Raw genomic sequence first — 19,024 nt, forward strand, 5'->3', positions numbered from 1 at the left:
AAAATATTTAAAAGAAATATAATATTAAAATATAATTTACAATTAAAATATTCAACGTTTCGAACAAAAAAATATTAGATACATATAATTACTTGAAGTAAAGACAAACCATTATGATGAGGTATACTATTTATGGATAAAACTAGAAAATATATGCAAGCTCTTAGTATGCTTTCTTTAATCAGCCAAGTAGGGTTAATGATAATAATACCTATTTTAGGCTGTGCATTTATAGGAAAGTACTTAGATGATAAATTTGGGACAAGTCCGTTCTTATTGCTGGTATTTTTAGTATTAGGAATTGGTGGAGCCTTTAGTGGAGTTTACAAAACTCTAATTGTATATGCTAAAAGGAAGTGATTAAATGAATAATACTTTAACAAATCAAGTAAGATGGGTAATTAAAGGTATGGTCATAATTGATTTAATCGCAGCTATTCTAATTATTTTTTTGTCAAATTCTCCAAAGGAAATGCTTACAGGTCTTTTGTTTGGAAGTATAATAGCAATGCTAAATTTTAGATTGCTAGCTATATCATTACAAAAATCAGTAACATATCCTCCTACTAAAGCTCAAATCTACTCTACAAGTAGGTACATAATAAGGATGTTTATAGTAGGGGTGGTATTATTTGTTTCTGCAAAATCACCACATATAAATATTATTGGAACTGCCATAGGCTTATTGAGCACTAAGTTTGCTATATTAGGAAAATCAATAGTAATAGACAAACTTAAAAGAAAGGAGGCGTAGCTGTGAGTCAAGCTAGATTTATTCTATATCTTGGGAACTTTAAACTAAGTGATACTGTTATAGTAAGTTGGTTAATACTAGCAGGTCTTGCTTTAGCATCTTACTTATTAACTAGAAACTTAAAAAAGGTTCCAACTAGTAAAGTACAAGTATTTTTAGAAATCGCAGTAGGTGGATTTGATAAGTTTGTAAAAACTACCATGGGACCAGCTGCAATAAAAGAATTACCTTTTATGGTACCATATTTAGGAAGTTTATTCCTATTCTTTGCAGTGTCAAACCTTATAGGACTATTAGGATTTAGATCACCTACAACAGATTTAGACACTACTTTAGCATGGGCATTAATAACATTCTTTATGATTTATTATGCAGGTGTTAAGAAGAAGGGTATGGCAACATTTAAAGAATTAATGGAGCCAATACCATTCATGTTACCACTTAATATAATAGGTGAATTAGCAAAACCTATATCATTAAGTTTCCGTCCATTCGGTAACATATTAGGTGGATCTGTTATAATGGCATTGTTATATCAATTCTTAGGATTTGTATCAACGTCATTAACAGGAATCAACATACCTTTTGGACAATTAATAATACCAGTGCCACTACATTTATACTTTGATATGTTTGCAGGGTTATTACAAGCGTTCATATTTATAATGCTTACAATGGTATTTGTATCAAGTGCTACAGAGTAATTGATATGTTAATAAAAAAAATAATATAAAAAGTAATTAAATTTAAGGAGGAAACAATCATGGAAACAGCTATATTATTAGCAGGTTCAGCTATAGGAGCAGGTATCGCAGTTGCGACAGGTATAGGAGCAGGAATAGGACAAGGATTCGCTGCAGGTAAAGCTGCTGAGGCAGTTGGTAACCAACCAGAAGCAAAAGGTGAAATAACTCAAACAATGTTACTAGGAGCTGCAGTTGCAGAGTCTTCAGCAATATATGGTTTAGTTGTAGCTATAATACTTCTATTCGCTAATCCATTCATAGGAAAATTATAAGATAATAAAGTTAAGTCATTATAACTAGGAGGTGGGAAACCATCTCCTAATTACGAATTGCGATTAGTAGAAAGGAGGAATAAGGATGTTTGAATTAAAACCACTAATTGGAGTATCTTATGAACTTATATTCCAATTAATAAATACATTCTTAGTGTTTGTAATTTTAAAGAAACTTTTATTTAAACCTGTTTTAGGGATAATAGAAGCAAGAGAAAAAGAAATTCAAACAAACTTAGCTCAAGGAGAAAGAACTAAAGCTGAGGGTGAAGAATTCAAAAAAGAATACGAAGAAAAGTTAAGTTCTGCTAAAGAACAAGGACAAGAAATAATAAAACAAGCTACTTTAAGAGCAGAACAAAAGTCAGAGGAAATAGTATCTACAGCTAAAAACGAAGCTACAAGCATAAAAGAAAAAGCTAGTAAAGATATAGCACAAGAAAGACAAAAAGTTATGAACGAAGTTAAAGATGATATATCTTCAATAGCTTTACTTGCAGCATCTAAGGTTATAGAAAGTGACCTAGATAAGTCTAAGCATGAAAAGCTAATAAATGACTTTATAAAAGAGGTAGGCGAGGCTCAATGATAAATATAATTGCTAGCAGATACGCTGAAGCCTTATTCCAAGTTGGAGAAGAATCAAACTCAACTGAAAAGCTATATAATGAGCTAAAGGCTGTAGTAGATATAATAAATGTAAATAAAGAATTTTCAAATATATTAAAATCTCCGATTGTATCAAAAGAAGAGAAAAAGACTTTAATAACTAATATATTTGGATCAACATTAGATAATGAAATGTTAAATTTCATGAAAATATTAGCAGATAAAGATAGATTAAATTTATTAGCTAATATGGAAGAAGCGTTTAAAGCTTTATTAAATGATAAAAATAATATCTTAGAAGGAGTTGCTATAACAGCAGTTCCTATGAACGAAGGCGAAGTTAATGAACTTCAAGCTAAACTTTCAGCTAAGTACAATAAAACAGTTGTTTTACAAAATGAAGTAGATAAGTCTATATTAGGAGGAGTACTAGTTAGACTTGGAAACGAAGAGATAGATGGAACAGTTAAAAATCGTTTAGATAAAATGAAAGAACAACTATCTCAAGTAATATCTTAGGAGGGCGGTGAACCCATGAATTTAAGACCAGAAGAAATAAGTGCTATAATAAAAGAGCAAATAAAAAGCTACGAAAATAAAGTAGAGTTAACAGATACAGGAAGTGTTTTAAAAGTTGGGGACGGTATAGCTAGTGTTTACGGACTAGAAAAAGCTATGGCTGGAGAATTATTAGAGTTCCCAGGTAAAGTATACGGAATGGCTCTTAACCTTGAAGAAGAAATGGTAGGGGCTGTTATACTAGGTGATGACTCTGGAATAAAAGAAGGAGACATCGTAAAAAGAACTGGTAATATAGTTCAAGTTCCAGTTGGTGAAGCTATGATAGGTAGAGTTGTAAACTCACTAGGACAACCAGTTGATGGAAAAGGACCTATAAATACAGATAAATTCAGACCAGTAGAATCAGAAGCTACTGGAATAATGGCTAGAAAATCAGTTCATGAGCCATTACAAACAGGAATCAAAGCTATCGATGCCATGATACCAATAGGTAAAGGACAAAGAGAGCTTGTAATAGGTGATAGACAAACAGGTAAAACATCTATATGTGTAGATACTATACTTAACCAAAAAGGTAAAGATGTTATATGTATATATGTTGCAATAGGACAAAAGCGTTCTACTGTTTCTCAAGTTGTTAGTACATTAGAAAAAGGTGGAGCAATGGATTACACAATAGTAGTTTCTGCTACTGCATCTGAATCTGCACCACTTCAATTCTTAGCTCCATATGCAGGTGTTGCAATGGGTGAAGAATTCATGTTCAATGGAAAGCATGTATTAATAGTATATGATGACTTAACTAAGCATGCCGTTGCATACAGAGAAATGTCATTATTACTTAAGAGACCACCAGGACGTGAAGCGTACCCAGGAGACGTATTCTACTTACACTCAAGATTACTAGAAAGAGCTGCTAAGTTATCAGATGAATTAGGAGCAGGATCAATAACTGCATTACCTATAATAGAAACTCAAGGTGGAGACGTTTCTGCTTATATACCAACTAACGTTATATCTATAACAGACGGACAAATATACCTTGTACCAGAATTATTCTATTCAGGAATAAGACCTGCAGTTGACCCTGGTATATCAGTTTCAAGGGTTGGTGGATCTGCTCAAATAAAATCAATGAAAAAAGTTGCTGGACCATTAAAGCTTCTTTATTCTCAATATAAAGAACTTGCTGCATTCTCTCAATTCGGATCTGACTTAGATGAAGATACTAAGAAGAGACTTGCTCAAGGGGAAAGAATAGTTGAGGTTCTAAAACAAGGAGAACATCAACCTATGGAAGTTTCAAACCAAGTAATAATGGTATTTGCAGTTACAAACAACTTATTAGCAGATATACCTGTAGATAATATAAAGAGATTTGAAACAGAATTATTAGAATTCATAGATGCTAATTACCCACAAATAGGAGAAAAAATTCTTGCAAATGAAGATTTCACTCAAGAATTAACAAACGCTATAAACGATTTCAAAAAGAAATTTGTTATAGAAGCGTAATCCTTTTTAAAAAAGGAGGTAACCCAATTGGCAGGAGCTGGAATGAAAGAAATCAAAACTCGTATTGCCAGTGTTGAAAATACTAAACAAATAACTAAGGCTATGGAATTAGTTGCTTCTTCTAAATTTAGAAGAGCTAAGGAAAAGGCTGAAAGTTCTAAAGCATATTTTAACACTTTAAAAGAGGCTGTACAAAATATAGCTAAAAATACGAGTGGCGTAAAAAGTGAATTTCTTAAAGAAAGAGAAGTTAAAAATAGATGTTATATAGTAATCGCTGGAGATAGAGGTCTTGCAGGAGGATACAACTCAAATGTATTTAAATCATTAGTTGCTGAAACTAAAGGATCTGAAAATGTTAAAGTTATTACTATAGGTAAAAAAGCAAAAGAATTTGTTAGCAAAAGAAGTTTTGAATTAATAGGATCGATAGATTCTGTTGAAGGTGCTAGCTATGAAGATATAATGAATATATCAAAATCTATAATGGATTCTTATCAAAAAGGTGATATAGATGAAGTTAAATTAATATATACAGAGTTCGTTTCTGCATTAAGTCAAGAGCCTAGATTAGTTAAATTACTACCAGTTAGTGTAGATGCTAATAAAGGTGAAGAGAAGAAAAAAAGTGGAGCGGCAGTTCAATACTTACCTTCTCCAGACGCTGTGCTTGGATTTATAGTTCCTAAGTATGTTTCAGGAATGATATATGGTGGATTAGCTGAATCTTATGCTTCTGAACAAGCAGCAAGAAGAACAGCTATGGAATCTGCAACAGATAATGCAAATGAAATGATATCTAATTTAGAATTACAATACAATAGAGCAAGACAAGCTGCAGTTACTCAAGAAATATCTGAGATAGTTGCAGGAGCTTCTTCAGCTCAATAAATAAGGAGGTTAGGACATGGCAAACATAGGTAAAATAGTTCAGGTTATCGGGCCAGTAGTTGACGTAAAGTTCAATGATGAAAAAAGCTTACCTAATCTATTAAATGCATTAGAGATAAAGCACGGAGATAAAAAAATAGTTATAGAGGTTGCACAACACGTTGGTGATGATACAGTTAGATGTATATCAATGAGTTCAACTGATGGACTTGTAAGAGGTATGGAAGTTGTTGATACAGGAGCAGCTATAAGTGTACCTGTAGGAGAAGAAACTTTAGGAAGAATATTCAATGTATTAGGTGAGCCAGTTGATGGTAAAGAAGCTCCAAAGAGTGCTCCTAAAAACCCAATACATAGAGAAGCACCAGCATTTGATGAATTAAACCCAGGTGCTGAAATACTAGAAACTGGTATAAAAGTTGTTGACTTATTAGCACCATACTTAAAAGGTGGTAAGATCGGTCTATTCGGTGGAGCCGGAGTTGGTAAAACAGTTCTTATACAAGAGCTTATAAACAATATAGCTACTCAACACGGTGGTATATCAGTATTCGCAGGTGTTGGAGAGAGAACAAGAGAAGGTAATGACTTATTCCATGAAATGAGTGATACAGGAGTTATCAATAAAACAGCTCTAGTATTTGGACAAATGAATGAGCCACCTGGAGCAAGAATGAGAGTTGCTTTAACTGGTCTTACAATGGCTGAATACTTCAGAGATCAAGAAGGACAAGACGTTTTATTATTCGTAGATAATATATTCCGTTTCACTCAAGCAGGATCTGAGGTTTCTGCACTTCTTGGACGTACTCCATCTGCAGTTGGATACCAACCAACATTAGCTACAGAAATGGGTAGATTACAAGAAAGAATAACATCAACAAATAAAGGGTCTATAACATCAGTTCAGGCTGTATATGTACCTGCCGATGACTTAACTGACCCAGCACCAGCTACAACATTCACTCACTTAGATGCTAAAACAGTTTTATCTAGACAAAAAGCTTCTCTAGGTATATTCCCAGCTGTTGACCCATTAGAGTCTACATCTAGAGTTCTTGATCCAGCTATAGTAGGTAAAGAACATTATGAGGTAGCTGTATCAGTTCAATCTATACTTCAAAAGTATAAAGAACTTCAAGATATAATAGCTATACTTGGTATGGACGAATTATCAGATGAAGATAAGATAACTGTTAACAGAGCAAGAAAAATAGAAAGATTCTTATCTCAACCATTCTTCGTTGGTGAGCAATTCACAGGAATACCAGGTAAATATGTACCTGTTAAAGAAACTGTAAGAAGTTTCAAAGAAATATTAGAAGGTAAGCATGATAACTTACCAGAATCAGCTTTCTTATTCGTAGGAAGTATAGAAGAGGCAGTTGAAAAAGCGAAGGAGAGTAGATAATAATGGCAAGCGAATTTGCGGTTAAAATTGTTACTCCTGAAAAAGTCTTCTATGAAGGTCAAACAGAAATGATAATAGTTAGAACAACTCAAGGAGATAGAGGTATATTAAAAAACCATAGACCTTTAGTTGCTGGATTATCAGATGGTACTTTAAAGATAAAAAAAGAAGGCAAATATAAAGAAGCAAAAGTTTCTGGAGGATTCATACAAGTTGAAAAAGAACAAGCTGTTATTTTAACTGAATCTGCAGAATGGTTATAAAAAAAGACTAGAGTTTAACTCTAGTCTTTTTATTTTTGCAATTTAATAACCACAATAAATGAAAATATATATAATAGTGGAACTACCAAAAAAAAATATTATGTAGTAGTATTATATTAAGCTATATAAATAAATTTAATGGTATGAATTGAATATATTTGGGTATTCGTAACAAAATAGTATTATAATAGCGATGGAGGTATCTATGAATATATTGGATATCGGTATAGATATAGTAGAGATAGAAAGAGTAGAAAAAGCTTTACAAAGAAATAAAAAGTTCTTAGATAAGTTATTTACAAAAGAAGAAATTGATTATTTTAAATCAAAAGGTCTTAAGACTGAAACTATTGCTGGTAATTTCTCAGCAAAAGAAGCCATAAGTAAAGCCTTAGGTACAGGTATAAGAAATTTTAATTTTAAAGATATAGAAATACTACGAGATAAAAAGGGTAAACCAATAGTTAAAACTTATAATAATTTAAGAAAAATTTGCATAGATTATAATGTTTTAGAAATAAAAGTATCTATATCTCATAGTAAAAATTATGCTGTAGCAAATGCTATTGTAATGGTTAAGGAGTGATAAAGATGAAAAATAAAAAAGCAAAAGATATAATGACTACTAATGTCAAAGTAGCTAAAGAAACAGATACTATAAGTGATATAGCAAATATTCTTATAACAGAGAAAATAGGTGGAGTGCCTGTAGTAGATAAGGAGAATAGAGTAGTTGGAATTATATCTGAAACAGATATAATGAAAAAAGAAAAATATGTAAATCCTCCAGAATACATAACATTTTTACAAGGTATTATATATCTTAATGATTTTAAGAAAATGGAAGATGATATAAAAGATGTAGCAGCTACACAAGTAAAAGACTTAATGTCTAGAGACGTTATAAAAGTGCATGAAGAAGATACTTTTGATGATGTCGCTAATATAATGATAAAAAAATCTGTAAATAGAGTTCCGGTAGTAGATCAAAACAATAAAATAAAAGGAATCATCTGTAGATACGATATAATAAAATCTATGTATGAAAATTAGATTTTAAAAAATTAGGAGGTGCTTTGTGAAAAATAAGTGGGCTATAATTATAGTTATAGTAATTATATTTATGCCAGTTATAATAGGCTGTGAAAAAAGTAAGTCCACAAAGGAAGAAGTATATAAGGATTTTCAAAATGAAATTTCTAAGATGAAGTCTTATAAATGCAAGGCAGATATAGAAGTTATAGGAAATAAAAATTCACAAAAATATTCTTTAATACATGAATACACTAGTCCTGATAAATTTAAATTAAAAGTAATGGAGCCTAAACATCTAAAGGGAAAAGTAATGGAGTATAAAGGGGATAAAGTAATTGTAAGCAATCCGAACATAAAAGATAAATTAATTCTACCTAATGCAGGGCAGAACAATCAACATTTATTTGTAGGTGATTTTATAAAAAACTATCTTCAAGGGGAGGAAATAGAGGTTGAAATGAAAGGTGGGTATTTAGTACTTACTGTACCGATACCTGGTAACACTAAATATTTCAACAAGCAGAAGCTTTTTGTAGACTCGAAAGTAAATTATCCTGCTAAATTAGAAATATTAGATCAAGAGGGGAATAAACGATTTTTAGTTAATTATTCTAATTTTGAGTACAAGAAATAGCAAGGAGAGACAAAATGGATAAACATATAACAGCTCCTACATGGGCAGAGATAAACCTAGATAACATAAAATATAATTTAAAAAATATAAAAAATATATTAAAAGAAGATACAAAAATTTGTGGAGTAGTTAAGGCTAATGCATATGGACATGGAGCAGTACAAATATCAAAACTATTAGAAAGAGAAAAGGTAGATTATTTAGCGGTATCAAGACTTGAAGAAGGCTTAGAACTTAGACAAAATAATATAAATATACCTATATTGTGTTTAGGATATATACCAGAATGTGCTTTAGAGGAAGCTGTAGCAAATGATATAAGCTTAACTGTATTTTCTTATGAGACAGCTTTATTTATAGATGAACTATCAAAGAAACATGAAAAAATATCTAAAGTTCATATAAAGATAGACACTGGAATGGGAAGGATAGGGTTTCAGGTAAATGAAGATTCTATAAACGAAATATCTAAGATAGATAAGCTTGAGAACATAAATATAGAAGGTATATATACTCATTTTGCTACGGCTGATGAAAAAGACAAAGGGTATATGCTTAATCAAGTAAATAAATACAATATAGTAATTAAGAAATTAGATGAGATAGGTATAGATATTCCAATTAAACATGTCTCAAATAGTGCAGCTACTATGGAATGCAATGATCTAAATTTCAATATGGTTAGATGTGGAATTATACTTTATGGGCATTATCCTTCAGATGAAGTAAATAAAGATATAATTAAGCTTAAGCCAGCTATGACATTAAAAACAAGAATAGCTCATATAAAAGAGTTAGAAAAAGATTCAGGAATAAGTTATGGAATTAAGTATATAACTAATTCTAAAGAGAAAATAGCTACAATACCTATAGGATATGCTGATGGATTTACAAGAATGCAAAAAAATCCTAGGGTTTATATAAAAGGGGAAGAATTTGATGTCGTAGGAAGAATTTGTATGGATCAATGTATGGTAAAAATAGATAAAGATATAGACATAAAAGTCGATGATGAGGTTATAATATTTTCAGAGAACGAAAATCAATGTATAGAAAAAATAGCTGATGACTTAGGGACAATAAATTATGAGATTCTATGCATGATTTCAAGGAGAGTTGAACGTGTTTATATGGAAGGAAATGTAATTGTACAACAATATAATTATTTGGTAAAATAAAGATGATAGTATACCCTAGGAGGCGATTTTGTGCACAATATGAGTAAAGAAAAAATTGTGTTTACTTTACCTGATTCTCTTATTTCCGAAGTAGATCACATAGTTCAAATAGAGAATACTAATAGAGAAGATTTTGCAAAAGCTGCTTTTCAATTCTACATCACACAAAAGAAAAAATTTGACCTAAAAGAAACAATGATAAAAGGGTATAAAGAAATGGGTCAAATAAATTTAACTTTAGCCGAGCTAGGAATGACAAATGAGGTATCTTCTGATGATAACCTTGAAGGGATTATAGCTCAAGGTGAGTTTTAATAATTTAGATATAAAACGCGGACATTTATATTATGCTGATTTAAGCCCTGTTGTTGGATCTGAACAAGGTGGTATAAGACCGGTATTAATTATTCAAAATGATATAGGGAACAAGTACAGTCCAACCGTTATTGTCGCAGCTATAACATCGCAGATAAATAAGGCTAAATTACCTACTCATATAGAAATAAGTTCTAATGAGTACGGGCTTAATAAAGATTCCGTTATTCTCTTGGAGCAAATAAGAACAATAGATAAAAAAAGATTAAGAGAGAAAATAGGTTATCTAGATCAAAGTATGATGGAAAAAGTAAATAATAGTTTACAAATAAGTTTAGGATTATTTCAAATTTAATTAAATTATTGGTATATGTAGTAGATATATCGATAATTTTTTTTTGTAAATTTAAGCAAAAAAAATACAAAAAGTGATATAATAATATGGAATTAGTATGGTACACTTGCAAAGTACATAATATAGAGACAGTAGTTTTACTCATAAATATAAGGAGGTAATTACATGAGAGACCATAAAGTATTAAATGGAATTGCACGTAACATAAGAAAAGATATAGTTACTATGATACATGGTTCTAAGTCTGGACATCCTGGAGGATCATTATCTGCAGTTGAGATATTAACATCACTTTACTTTGATGAAATGAACGTAGATGCAAGAAGTCCAAAAATGGAGGATAGAGATAGATTTGTACTATCAAAAGGCCATGCAGCTCCAGTTTTATATGCAACACTAGCAGAAAAGGGTTACTTTGATAAAAAAGAGTTAAATTCATTAAGAAAAATGGGAGCTATGTTACAAGGGCATCCAGATATGAAAGGTACTCCTGGAGTTGAGATGTCTACTGGTTCTTTAGGACAAGGTTTTTCTGTGGCTTGCGGTATGGCAATGGCATCTAAACTAGATAATGCACCATGGAGAGTTTATACTTTACTTGGAGATGGAGAAGTTCAAGAAGGGATAGTTTGGGAAGCTGCAATGAGTGCTGCTCATTACAAATTAGATAATTTAGTAGCGTTCCTAGATTATAATGGTTTACAAATAGATGGAGAAGTAGAAAAAGTTATGAATATAGGTCCTATAATGGATAAGTTCAAAAGTTTTGGATGGAACGTTATAGAAATAGATGGTCATGACTTTGATCAAATATTTGCAGCTCTTGATATGGCAAGAGAAACAGTAGGTAAACCTACTATGATAATAGCTAAGACTGTAAAAGGTAAAGGTGTATCATTTATGGAGAATAATGCTTCTTGGCATGGAACAGCTCCAACTGATAGTGATTTAGAAAAAGCTTTAGCTGAATTAGGAGGTGCGGATAATGAGTAATATAGCAACTAGAGAAGCATATGGAAAAGCCCTAGTTAAATTAGGACAAGTAAATGATAATGTGGTTGTTTTAGATGCAGATTTATCTAAATCTACGAAGACAAATGACTTCTTAAAAGCATTTCCAGATAGATTCTTTAATATGGGAATAGCAGAACAAAATTTAATAGGTGCCGCTTGTGGTTTTGCAGCAGCAGGGAAAATACCTTTTGCAAGTAGTTTTGCGATGTTTGCAACAGGAAGAGCTTTCGAAATAATAAGAAACTCTGCTTGCTACCCTAAATTAAATGTAAAAGTATGTGCTACACATGCAGGTGTAACAGTTGGTGAAGATGGAGCATCTCATCAAAGTGTTGAAGATATAGCTATAATGAGAGCTATACCTAATATGACTGTTATAGTTCCAGCTGATGGAGTTGAAACTGAACAAGTTATATTTGAAGTAGCTAAGTACAATGGACCAGTATACGTAAGACTTGGTAGATCTGCAGTTCCGACTATATTTGATGAAAACTATAAGTTTGAAATCGGTAAAGGTATAGTTGTAAGAGAAGGAAATGATGCTACTATAATAGCTTGTGGAATAATGGTTAATGAAGCTATAATGGCACATGAACAATTAAAGTCTGAAGGTATAAATGTTAGAGTTATAAATATGCCTACAATAAAACCTATAGACAAAGAATTAATATTAAATGCAGCTAAAGAAACTAAAGTTATAGTTACAGCTGAAGAGCATAATATAATAGGTGGACTTGGATCTGCAGTTAGTGAAGTTGTTTCTGAAGAATGTCCTGTTATAGTTAAAAAAGTTGGAGTTAAGGATGTATTTGGACAATCAGGTACTCCAAAAGAGCTTTTAAAAGCATATGGATTAACTTCTGAAGATATAGTTAATAGTGTAAAAGAAGCTATAGCTAAGAAATAGATTTAATAAAACTGATATACATAGCCGTAAACTTATGAGTATCTAATCTTAGAGAAAATAATGTTTATGGCTTTTTTAATTTTAAAATAAAAATCTTCTATACTTTAAAATAAGTTCATATATTTTATTATATGGGAGGTGATAAATTGAAAGTAAAGTTCAATATTAAAGGAGTAATCTATGGTATTATAGCTTTGATATTAGTATTAGGGGGATTTATTTTTATACCTAAAATGTTTATGGATGAATCAAAGCCAGTAGATTATATTATATTACAAAAAAATGAAATACCTGAAAAGATACTTGATATGATGGGTAAGTATACAGATGAAGAAAGAGCTTTGGCTGTTAAAATAGAAAACAAGATATATGTAGTTGTGACTAGGGGTAAAGATAAAGAGCATGGTATAGAAATAAATTCTATAAAAATAGCTAAAGAAGATGATAAAAATATTATGAAAGTTGAAGTAGTACATAAAAATAAAGAAGAGTCACATCCATACATAGTTGCAGAAACCAATTTAAAAGAGTTACCAGATAGAATAGAACTTAACTCTAAAACAGAGAAGTAAACGCAAAAGATATACATTGCTAATTTAAAAATAAATTTCAATGTATATCTTTTTTTTATTTTTAAAATTTAAAATACATTATTTAAATTATATAGGTAAAGCTAAATAGTAAAAATACATACTATGAGGTGAATGAATGGTTAATTTAGATAAATTTAAGCTAGATGCGAGTGATTTAAAATGTACTTGTAATTTAGATCATATAAAATTTAATTCAACTGAAGATATAGAACCAGTTAGAGATATAATAGGTCAAGAGAGAGGAGTTCAAGCTATAGATTTTGGGTTAAAGATGAAGCAACGAGGATATAATATATATGTTGCTGGGTGTAGTGGGACAGGTAGACGTAGTTATACAAAAACTCTTATAAACAAAATAAAGAAAAATAATATTAATATTAAAGACTGGGCTTATGTATATAATTTTAAAAATCAAAACGAACCAATAGCTCTATCATTTAAATCGGGGCAAGGAAAGCTTTTTAAAAAGGATATAGAAGAAATAGTTGAAAAACTTAAGGCTGAAGTTCCTAAAATATTTAGTACTAAAGAGTATGAATATCATAATAGACTATTAATGACTGAGCTTGAAAATAATATTCAAAATATAGTGAGTAAGTTAAATGAAATTGCAAAACCTAGAGGATTTCGATTTGAAGTTACAGAAAGAGGGTTAATAAGTATACCTATAAAAGAAGATGGAAGTATCCTTGGGGAAGATGAACTTGGAAATTTAACAGCACAACAAATAAAAGTACTAAGAGAAGAAGGATTAAAATTAAATCAAGATAGCAAAGAATATATAAATGAAATAAAACTTTGTGAAGAATCTTACAAAGAAAAGCTAGATGAATTAGATAAATATGTAGGGAAAAGTTTAGTAGGTTTTTACGAGACATACTTAATAGATAAATATGGAGAATATGAAAAAGTAAAAAATTATATAAGTGATTTATGTGATGATATAGTAAAAAATATAGGTAAATTTAAAATTACAGAAGACGAAAATTCACAAAATCCAATGGCTTTATTAGGTCTTATGGGAAATAAGAATGATTCTAAGTTTTTTGTAAGATATGGAGTAAATCTTTTGATTGATAACAGTGACTGTAAAGAATCTATGGTAATAGATGAGAATAATCCTACTTTTTATAATCTATCAGGATCTATTGATTATAAAAATGAAATAGGTGCTCTTACTACAAGCTTTATGGAGATTAAACCTGGAGCATTACATAAAGCTAATGGAGGCTTTATAATAATTAATGCTAAAGATTTAATATCAAGTCCATTTTCATGGGATTATCTAAAAAGATCTCTTAAAACCAATAAAATAACTATTGAATCTTTAAACAAACAATATGGATATTTAGTTACGTCTTCTTTAAAACCAGAGCCTATAGATTTAGATATTAAAGTAATCTTAATTGGAGATAACTATATATATAATATAATGTATTCTTATGATGAAGATTTTAGAAATTTATTTAAAATAATGGCTGATTTTGACCTTGAAATAAATAAAGATGAAGACAATGTATATAAAATTATAAAATTAATATCTAATCAATGTAAAGAGCATAACTTAAAGCACTTTGATAAAAGTGCTATTGAAAGAGTATTAGAATATAGTGCTAGACTTAGTGATGATAAAGCTAAGTTAACTGCAAGATTTAATAAAATTATAGATTTGATATATGAATCTGAGGCACTTAGTGACCATGATTCAAAATATGTAACTAAGCAAGATGTAGAAAAAGCTATAGTACAGAAAAATTATAGAAGCAGTAAATATGAAGAAAAATTAAATGAGATGTTTAAAGATGAAACGCTGTTAATAGATATAACTAAAGAAAAAGTTGGACAAATAAATGGATTAGCTGTCATGGGTAATGGGGAATACAGTTTTGGAAAACCATCAAAAATAACTGCATCAACATATAAAGGAAGAAGCGGAATTATAAATATTGAAAGAGAGATAAAACAAAGTGGAAGTATTCATGATAAAGGAGTTTTAATACTTACTGGTTACTTAGGTGAAAGATATGGTAAGGAAAAACCACTGTCTATATCGACATCTATAACATTTGAACAAAACTATTCAGGTGTTGATGGAGATAGTGCATCTAGTACGGAATTATATGCGGTAATATCAAGTATAGCCCAAATACCTATAAAACAATATATAGCTGTAACTGGTTCTGTAAGTCAAAAAGGAGAAATACAACCAATAGGTGGTATAAATGAAAAAATAGAAGGATTTTTTGATGTCTGTAAAATCAAAGGTCTAAATGGAAAACAAGGTGTAATGATGCCGATACAAAATGTTAAGAACTTAATGCTAAAAGATGAGGTTATAGAAGCTGTGAAACAAGGAGAATTTAGTATATATGCAATATCGACTATAGAAGAAGGTTTAGAAATTTTAACAGGTATGTCTATTGATGAAATTGATAAAAAAGTAAATGAGCAACTAGAAATCTATAGGAAAAGTGATGATGATAAAAAAGAAAAATAACGATTAATACAAAATAGAGTAAAGAGTAATAAATGAAATCTTTACTCTATTTTAAAATTTAATAATATAAATTAGATTTTATTTTATTATTCTTTTTTCTGTTATAACATAGTTCAATTGAGCATCATGACTTTCTTTTGGTATAGAATCAAAAATTTGAAATTCAAATGCTAAACCTATTGTTAGGGTATCGCTTCTAAGTTTTTCTATAAATCTATCATAAAAACCTCCACCATATCCTAATCTATATTTATTAATATCAAATGCTACGGCAGGTACTATAAGAATATCTATAGATTCTATGTTATTTTCTCGGATAAATTTTTTTTTAGGTTCTCTGATACCATAAGTTCCTATTTTAATTTCTGAGTCTAAATTTTTAATTTCAGAAGGTATTAAGGTTTTATTTTCTTTTATTGTTATAGGCACTAATACTTTCTTACCTAAATTTATTAAGGTGTTTACTAAGTAATCTGTTTTTACTTCATTATTGAAATCTAAATATAACATAATTGTAGAAGCTTTTTTAAATTCTTCTAACGATAAAAGAGTAGTTGTTATTTTATTAGAATTTTTAATTATAAAATCATAAGACTTGTTTTTTCTAAGCTCTATGACTTTTTTTCTAAAATCACTTTTCAATGAAAACACCCCTATTCAATATGGTATAATATGGTATATTATTATCTACTAAAAAGTTTAGTATTAAAATTGAGCTATAGCAACAAAAAAGCTTGTAGTAATAAAAATAATATTAAAACATATACTAATATAGTATATTGTATAAAAGGAGATGCATTTAATGATATCTAAAAAAAGAGCAATTATATACTCTATAATACTTGTTATTGCAACGGCTTTAATAACATCTCAAGTTGTAGGGTATAAGTATAAAGATTTTGATAAGGTTATAGGGCTAAAAAAATCAATAGATAAAGATTTTTATAAAAATGTAAACGATGAAGAGTTGGCAACTGGGGCTTTAAAAGGTATGTTTGAAAGTTTAAAAGATCCATACTCTCAGTACTACACTAAGCAAGAATTTGAAAAGCTTAAAGAACAGACATCTGGAACTTATGTAGGTATTGGAGTTGTGATAAGTCCAGTAGAGGATGATGATTTAATAACGATAGTATCTCCTATAGAGGGTTCTCCTGCTGAGAAAAGTGGAATAAAGCCAGGAGATAAAATACTTAAGGTAAATGGGAAAGATGTAAGTTCAAAAGATATGGATAAAGCTATGAGTATGATAAAAGGTAAGGCTGGAACTGATGTTAAGCTTACTGTAAAGAGAGGAAATGAAACTTTAAATATACCTGTAAAAAGACAAGAAATAGTTATGAAAACTGTAGAATCTAAAGTGATGGATAATGATATAGGATATATAAAAATATCATCATTTGATGAACATACATACGATGAATTTAAAAAGGCTCTAGGTAATCTAGATAAAAAAGGTATAAAAGGATTAGTTTTAGATTTAAGAGATAATCCTGGAGGTCTACTGAATATATGTGAAGATATAGCTGATGAAATATTACCTCAAGGAGATACAATAGTATCAGTTAAAGACAATAGTAATAACGCTAAATATCTTAAATCTGATGATAAGAAGCAATTAGATATACCTATAGTAGTATTAATAAATGGAGGAAGTGCATCTGCATCGGAAATACTTACAGGAGCTATAGTTGATAACAATAAAGGTATAGCTATAGGAACTACAACTTTTGGTAAAGGGCTAGTTCAAACTGTGAGAGGTTTAAATGATGGAACAGGATATAAGCTTACAACTGCTCAATATTATACTCCAAATGGAGATTATATAAATAAAAAAGGTATTAAACCTAAGATCGAAGAAAAAGATGAAAGTAAGCAATTAGATGTTGCTATAGATTGGTTAAATAAGCAAATAAATAAATAAAATAAAGCACATGAAGCATTTGAATGTTTCATGTGCTTTTTTATTTATACACAAATTTCTATTTCATAAGAAGCTTTAAATACTTCGCCTATAGATAGTTTATTTATACCGATTTTGGTTTTAAAATCTTTATTGCTATCAACTGAGTCAGCTATACCATACCAGGGCTCTATACAAATAAATGGAGCTATTGAGTTGGTTTCTTCATAATAAGGTGACCAAATACCTACAAATGGGAAATCTTTAAAATTAACCTTTATAGAAGTATTGCTAATTTTAGAACAGATAGAAACTTCATTTATATTATCATATATAATGGCATCATTTTTAAACAATTCGGGTTTTATATCTAAATTATTTAGACAGTTTATCTTAGTTTTTTTAGATACAAATGGACCTTCTAATATATAAGAATTTATAGTGTTTTTTGATAGCAATTTTAAGTAGTATTGGCTAAGATCATTATCATCATCAAAAGGAACGTTAAAAGCAGGGTGCGCGCCTATAGAAAAGTACATAGCTTCATTGCTTTTATTTTTAACTTGCCAACTTACATTGATAGATGAAGTATTAAGTGTGTATTTGATTATTAACTCAAATTCATAAGGGTATTTACTTTTGGTCGTATCATTAGATTCTAATTTATAAGTTAATGAATTTTCATCTTGGCTTATTAAATCAAAGTACATATCACGAGCAAAACCATGTTGAGTCATACTATACACATTTTTATTTATAATAGTCTCATTATCTTTAAGTCTACCGACTATAGGGAATAGAATTGGTGAGTGCCTTCCCCAATATTTATTGTTAGCATTCCATAAAAAATCTATATTTTTAGACTTTGAATATATTCTGGTTAATTCGGCTCCATTGTTTTTGATTTCAATAATTAAATTATTATTTTCTAATTTATTCATTTAAACACTCCTATCAATGATATATATTATAATTAAAATGTTTACGTTTTCCATTATATAATAAATTTAAGTAAATAAAAATAAAATTAAACATAAAAAAGTATTGACTAGTTAAAGTTTAAGTGGTAAAGTATAATTTGTAAGAAACACAAATAAGAACTTTGAAAATTAAACAGTAGGTTAATTATAAAAATTCTTTTTAAAGAATTAAACAACAAACAACCAAGCCAGATATTCAGATAATGATAGCTGAGCGATGGACAACTTTTATTTGAGAGTTTGATCCTGGCTCAGGATGAACGCTGGCGGCGTGCCTAACACATGCAAGTCGAGCGATTCTCTTCGGAGAAGAGCGGCGGACGGGTGAGTAACGCGTGGGTAACCTGCCCTGTACACACGGATAACATACCGAAAGGTATGCTAATACGAGATGATATATTTTTATTGCATGATAAAAATATCAAAGCTTTTGCGGTACAGGATGGACCCGCGTCTGATTAGCTAGTTGGTAAGGTAACGGCTTACCAAGGCGACGATCAGTAGCCGACCTGAGAGGGTGATCGGCCACACTGGAACTGAGACACGGTCCAGACTCCTACGGGAGGCAGCAGTGGGGAATATTGCACAATGGGCGAAAGCCTGATGCAGCAACGCCGCGTGAGCGATGAA

The 19,024-nt window shown here is 30.2% G+C and carries 23 protein-coding genes and 1 rRNA gene; 22 read left to right on the forward strand and 2 right to left on the reverse strand.

What is annotated here, in order from left to right; genetic code table 11:
* The first annotated feature begins 132 nt into the window (after positions 1-132).
* From H8891_RS13415 to H8891_RS13510, 20 genes are all read left to right on the forward strand, one after another.
* Entirely contained in the window at positions 133-360 is a 228-nt protein-coding gene (locus tag H8891_RS13415; RefSeq protein ID WP_147547738.1) for an AtpZ/AtpI family protein, read from the forward strand.
* 4 nt (positions 361-364) lie between these two features.
* A complete protein-coding gene (locus H8891_RS13420; RefSeq protein ID WP_187006815.1) occupies positions 365-754 on the forward strand; it encodes an ATP synthase subunit I in 390 nt (129 codons plus the stop codon).
* 2 nt (positions 755-756) lie between these two features.
* Positions 757-1,458 (forward strand): F0F1 ATP synthase subunit A, encoded by a 702-nt coding sequence (gene atpB, locus H8891_RS13425; RefSeq protein WP_147547734.1) that lies wholly within the window; start codon positions 757-759, stop codon positions 1,456-1,458.
* A gap of 59 nt (positions 1,459-1,517) precedes the next feature.
* Positions 1,518-1,772, forward strand: coding sequence for an ATP synthase F0 subunit C (gene atpE, locus H8891_RS13430; RefSeq protein WP_147547731.1), 255 nt, complete (start codon positions 1,518-1,520; stop codon positions 1,770-1,772).
* Between the two features lie 85 nt (positions 1,773-1,857).
* Positions 1,858-2,361: a F0F1 ATP synthase subunit B gene (gene atpF, locus H8891_RS13435; protein ID WP_147547729.1), complete on the forward strand. Its 504-nt coding sequence runs from the start codon at positions 1,858-1,860 to the stop codon at positions 2,359-2,361.
* The gene (locus H8891_RS13440) at positions 2,358-2,900 is read left to right on the forward strand and encodes a F0F1 ATP synthase subunit delta (RefSeq protein ID WP_147547727.1); all 543 of its coding nucleotides are present in this window, start codon (positions 2,358-2,360) and stop codon (positions 2,898-2,900) included. The genes atpF and H8891_RS13440 overlap by 4 nt, the downstream gene beginning before the upstream one ends.
* A gap of 15 nt (positions 2,901-2,915) precedes the next feature.
* Positions 2,916-4,418: a F0F1 ATP synthase subunit alpha gene (gene atpA / locus H8891_RS13445; RefSeq protein ID WP_147547725.1), complete on the forward strand. Its 1,503-nt coding sequence runs from the start codon at positions 2,916-2,918 to the stop codon at positions 4,416-4,418.
* Between the two features lie 27 nt (positions 4,419-4,445).
* A complete protein-coding gene (atpG, locus tag H8891_RS13450) occupies positions 4,446-5,309 on the forward strand; it encodes an ATP synthase F1 subunit gamma (RefSeq protein ID WP_147547723.1) in 864 nt (287 codons plus the stop codon).
* A 16-nt stretch (positions 5,310-5,325) separates the two neighbouring features.
* Positions 5,326-6,720 (forward strand): F0F1 ATP synthase subunit beta, encoded by a 1,395-nt coding sequence (gene atpD / locus H8891_RS13455; RefSeq protein WP_147547721.1) that lies wholly within the window; start codon positions 5,326-5,328, stop codon positions 6,718-6,720.
* Positions 6,721-6,722: 2 nt separating this feature from the next.
* Positions 6,723-6,983 (forward strand): ATP synthase F1 subunit epsilon, encoded by a 261-nt coding sequence (atpC, locus tag H8891_RS13460; protein WP_147547719.1) that lies wholly within the window; start codon positions 6,723-6,725, stop codon positions 6,981-6,983.
* Positions 6,984-7,188: 205 nt separating this feature from the next.
* Entirely contained in the window at positions 7,189-7,569 is a 381-nt protein-coding gene (gene acpS / locus H8891_RS13465) for a holo-ACP synthase (protein ID WP_187006816.1), read from the forward strand.
* 5 nt (positions 7,570-7,574) lie between these two features.
* Positions 7,575-8,036: a CBS domain-containing protein gene (locus tag H8891_RS13470; RefSeq protein ID WP_147547715.1), complete on the forward strand. Its 462-nt coding sequence runs from the start codon at positions 7,575-7,577 to the stop codon at positions 8,034-8,036.
* A 25-nt stretch (positions 8,037-8,061) separates the two neighbouring features.
* Positions 8,062-8,652 (forward strand): germination lipoprotein GerS, encoded by a 591-nt coding sequence (gene gerS / locus H8891_RS13475; protein WP_187006817.1) that lies wholly within the window; start codon positions 8,062-8,064, stop codon positions 8,650-8,652.
* Positions 8,653-8,666: 14 nt separating this feature from the next.
* Entirely contained in the window at positions 8,667-9,830 is a 1,164-nt protein-coding gene (gene alr, locus H8891_RS13480) for an alanine racemase (RefSeq protein WP_187006818.1), read from the forward strand.
* Positions 9,831-9,869: 39 nt separating this feature from the next.
* Positions 9,870-10,145 (forward strand): antitoxin, encoded by a 276-nt coding sequence (locus tag H8891_RS13485; protein WP_207723218.1) that lies wholly within the window; start codon positions 9,870-9,872, stop codon positions 10,143-10,145.
* The gene (locus tag H8891_RS13490; RefSeq protein WP_147547707.1) at positions 10,135-10,500 is read left to right on the forward strand and encodes a type II toxin-antitoxin system PemK/MazF family toxin; all 366 of its coding nucleotides are present in this window, start codon (positions 10,135-10,137) and stop codon (positions 10,498-10,500) included. Before H8891_RS13485 ends, H8891_RS13490 begins: the two co-directional genes overlap by 11 nt.
* Positions 10,501-10,665: 165 nt before the next feature.
* Positions 10,666-11,493 carry a transketolase gene (locus H8891_RS13495; protein WP_147547705.1) on the forward strand — a complete coding sequence of 276 codons (828 nt, stop codon included), beginning with the start codon at positions 10,666-10,668 and terminating at the stop codon, positions 11,491-11,493.
* Entirely contained in the window at positions 11,486-12,421 is a 936-nt protein-coding gene (locus H8891_RS13500) for a transketolase family protein (RefSeq protein ID WP_187006819.1), read from the forward strand. The genes H8891_RS13495 and H8891_RS13500 overlap by 8 nt, the downstream gene beginning before the upstream one ends.
* A 146-nt stretch (positions 12,422-12,567) precedes the next feature.
* Positions 12,568-12,993, forward strand: coding sequence for a hypothetical protein (locus tag H8891_RS13505; protein ID WP_187006820.1), 426 nt, complete (start codon positions 12,568-12,570; stop codon positions 12,991-12,993).
* A gap of 136 nt (positions 12,994-13,129) precedes the next feature.
* Complete coding sequence (locus tag H8891_RS13510; RefSeq protein ID WP_187006821.1) at positions 13,130-15,511, forward strand: Lon protease family protein; 2,382 nt, start codon at positions 13,130-13,132, stop codon at positions 15,509-15,511.
* A gap of 78 nt (positions 15,512-15,589) precedes the next feature.
* On the opposite strand, the gene H8891_RS13515 is transcribed toward H8891_RS13510, so the two are convergent.
* Entirely contained in the window at positions 15,590-16,153 is a 564-nt protein-coding gene (locus tag H8891_RS13515; protein ID WP_187006822.1) for a 5-formyltetrahydrofolate cyclo-ligase, read from the reverse strand.
* A 160-nt stretch (positions 16,154-16,313) separates the two neighbouring features.
* Here H8891_RS13515 and H8891_RS13520 point away from each other — a divergent pair, with 160 nt between their 5' ends.
* Positions 16,314-17,435 (forward strand): S41 family peptidase, encoded by a 1,122-nt coding sequence (locus H8891_RS13520; RefSeq protein ID WP_187006823.1) that lies wholly within the window; start codon positions 16,314-16,316, stop codon positions 17,433-17,435.
* A gap of 44 nt (positions 17,436-17,479) precedes the next feature.
* On the opposite strand, the gene H8891_RS13525 is transcribed toward H8891_RS13520, so the two are convergent.
* A complete protein-coding gene (locus H8891_RS13525) occupies positions 17,480-18,355 on the reverse strand; it encodes an aldose 1-epimerase family protein (protein WP_187006824.1) in 876 nt (291 codons plus the stop codon).
* A gap of 267 nt (positions 18,356-18,622) precedes the next feature.
* On the opposite strand from H8891_RS13525, the gene H8891_RS13530 reads away from it, so the two are divergent.
* Positions 18,623-19,024, forward strand: a 16S ribosomal RNA gene (locus H8891_RS13530); the annotation flags it as partial.

The organism is Paeniclostridium hominis (assembly GCF_014306135.1).
GTDB lineage: Bacteria > Bacillota > Clostridia > Peptostreptococcales > Peptostreptococcaceae > Paraclostridium > Paraclostridium hominis.

Bases quoted from the DNA above. Each gene is read 5' to 3' on its own strand.
- H8891_RS13415 (WP_147547738.1), top strand. From the start codon at position 133: ATGGATAAAACTAGAAAATATATGCAAGCTCTTAGTATGCTTTCTTTA.
- H8891_RS13420 (WP_187006815.1), top strand. From the start codon at position 365: ATGAATAATACTTTAACAAATCAAGTAAGATGGGTAATTAAAGGTATG.
- atpE (WP_147547731.1), top strand. From the start codon at position 1,518: ATGGAAACAGCTATATTATTAGCAGGTTCAGCTATAGGAGCAGGTATC.
- atpF (WP_147547729.1), top strand. From the start codon at position 1,858: ATGTTTGAATTAAAACCACTAATTGGAGTATCTTATGAACTTATATTC.
- H8891_RS13440 (WP_147547727.1), top strand. From the start codon at position 2,358: ATGATAAATATAATTGCTAGCAGATACGCTGAAGCCTTATTCCAAGTT.
- atpA (WP_147547725.1), top strand. From the start codon at position 2,916: ATGAATTTAAGACCAGAAGAAATAAGTGCTATAATAAAAGAGCAAATA.
- atpD (WP_147547721.1), top strand. From the start codon at position 5,326: ATGGCAAACATAGGTAAAATAGTTCAGGTTATCGGGCCAGTAGTTGAC.
- atpC (WP_147547719.1), top strand. From the start codon at position 6,723: ATGGCAAGCGAATTTGCGGTTAAAATTGTTACTCCTGAAAAAGTCTTC.
- acpS (WP_187006816.1), top strand. From the start codon at position 7,189: ATGAATATATTGGATATCGGTATAGATATAGTAGAGATAGAAAGAGTA.
- H8891_RS13470 (WP_147547715.1), top strand. From the start codon at position 7,575: ATGAAAAATAAAAAAGCAAAAGATATAATGACTACTAATGTCAAAGTA.
- alr (WP_187006818.1), top strand. From the start codon at position 8,667: ATGGATAAACATATAACAGCTCCTACATGGGCAGAGATAAACCTAGAT.
- H8891_RS13485 (WP_207723218.1), top strand. From the start codon at position 9,870: ATGAGTAAAGAAAAAATTGTGTTTACTTTACCTGATTCTCTTATTTCC.
- H8891_RS13495 (WP_147547705.1), top strand. From the start codon at position 10,666: ATGAGAGACCATAAAGTATTAAATGGAATTGCACGTAACATAAGAAAA.
- H8891_RS13500 (WP_187006819.1), top strand. From the start codon at position 11,486: ATGAGTAATATAGCAACTAGAGAAGCATATGGAAAAGCCCTAGTTAAA.
- H8891_RS13510 (WP_187006821.1), top strand. From the start codon at position 13,130: ATGGTTAATTTAGATAAATTTAAGCTAGATGCGAGTGATTTAAAATGT.
- H8891_RS13520 (WP_187006823.1), top strand. From the start codon at position 16,314: ATGATATCTAAAAAAAGAGCAATTATATACTCTATAATACTTGTTATT.
- H8891_RS13525 (WP_187006824.1), bottom strand. From the start codon at position 18,355: ATGAATAAATTAGAAAATAATAATTTAATTATTGAAATCAAAAACAAT.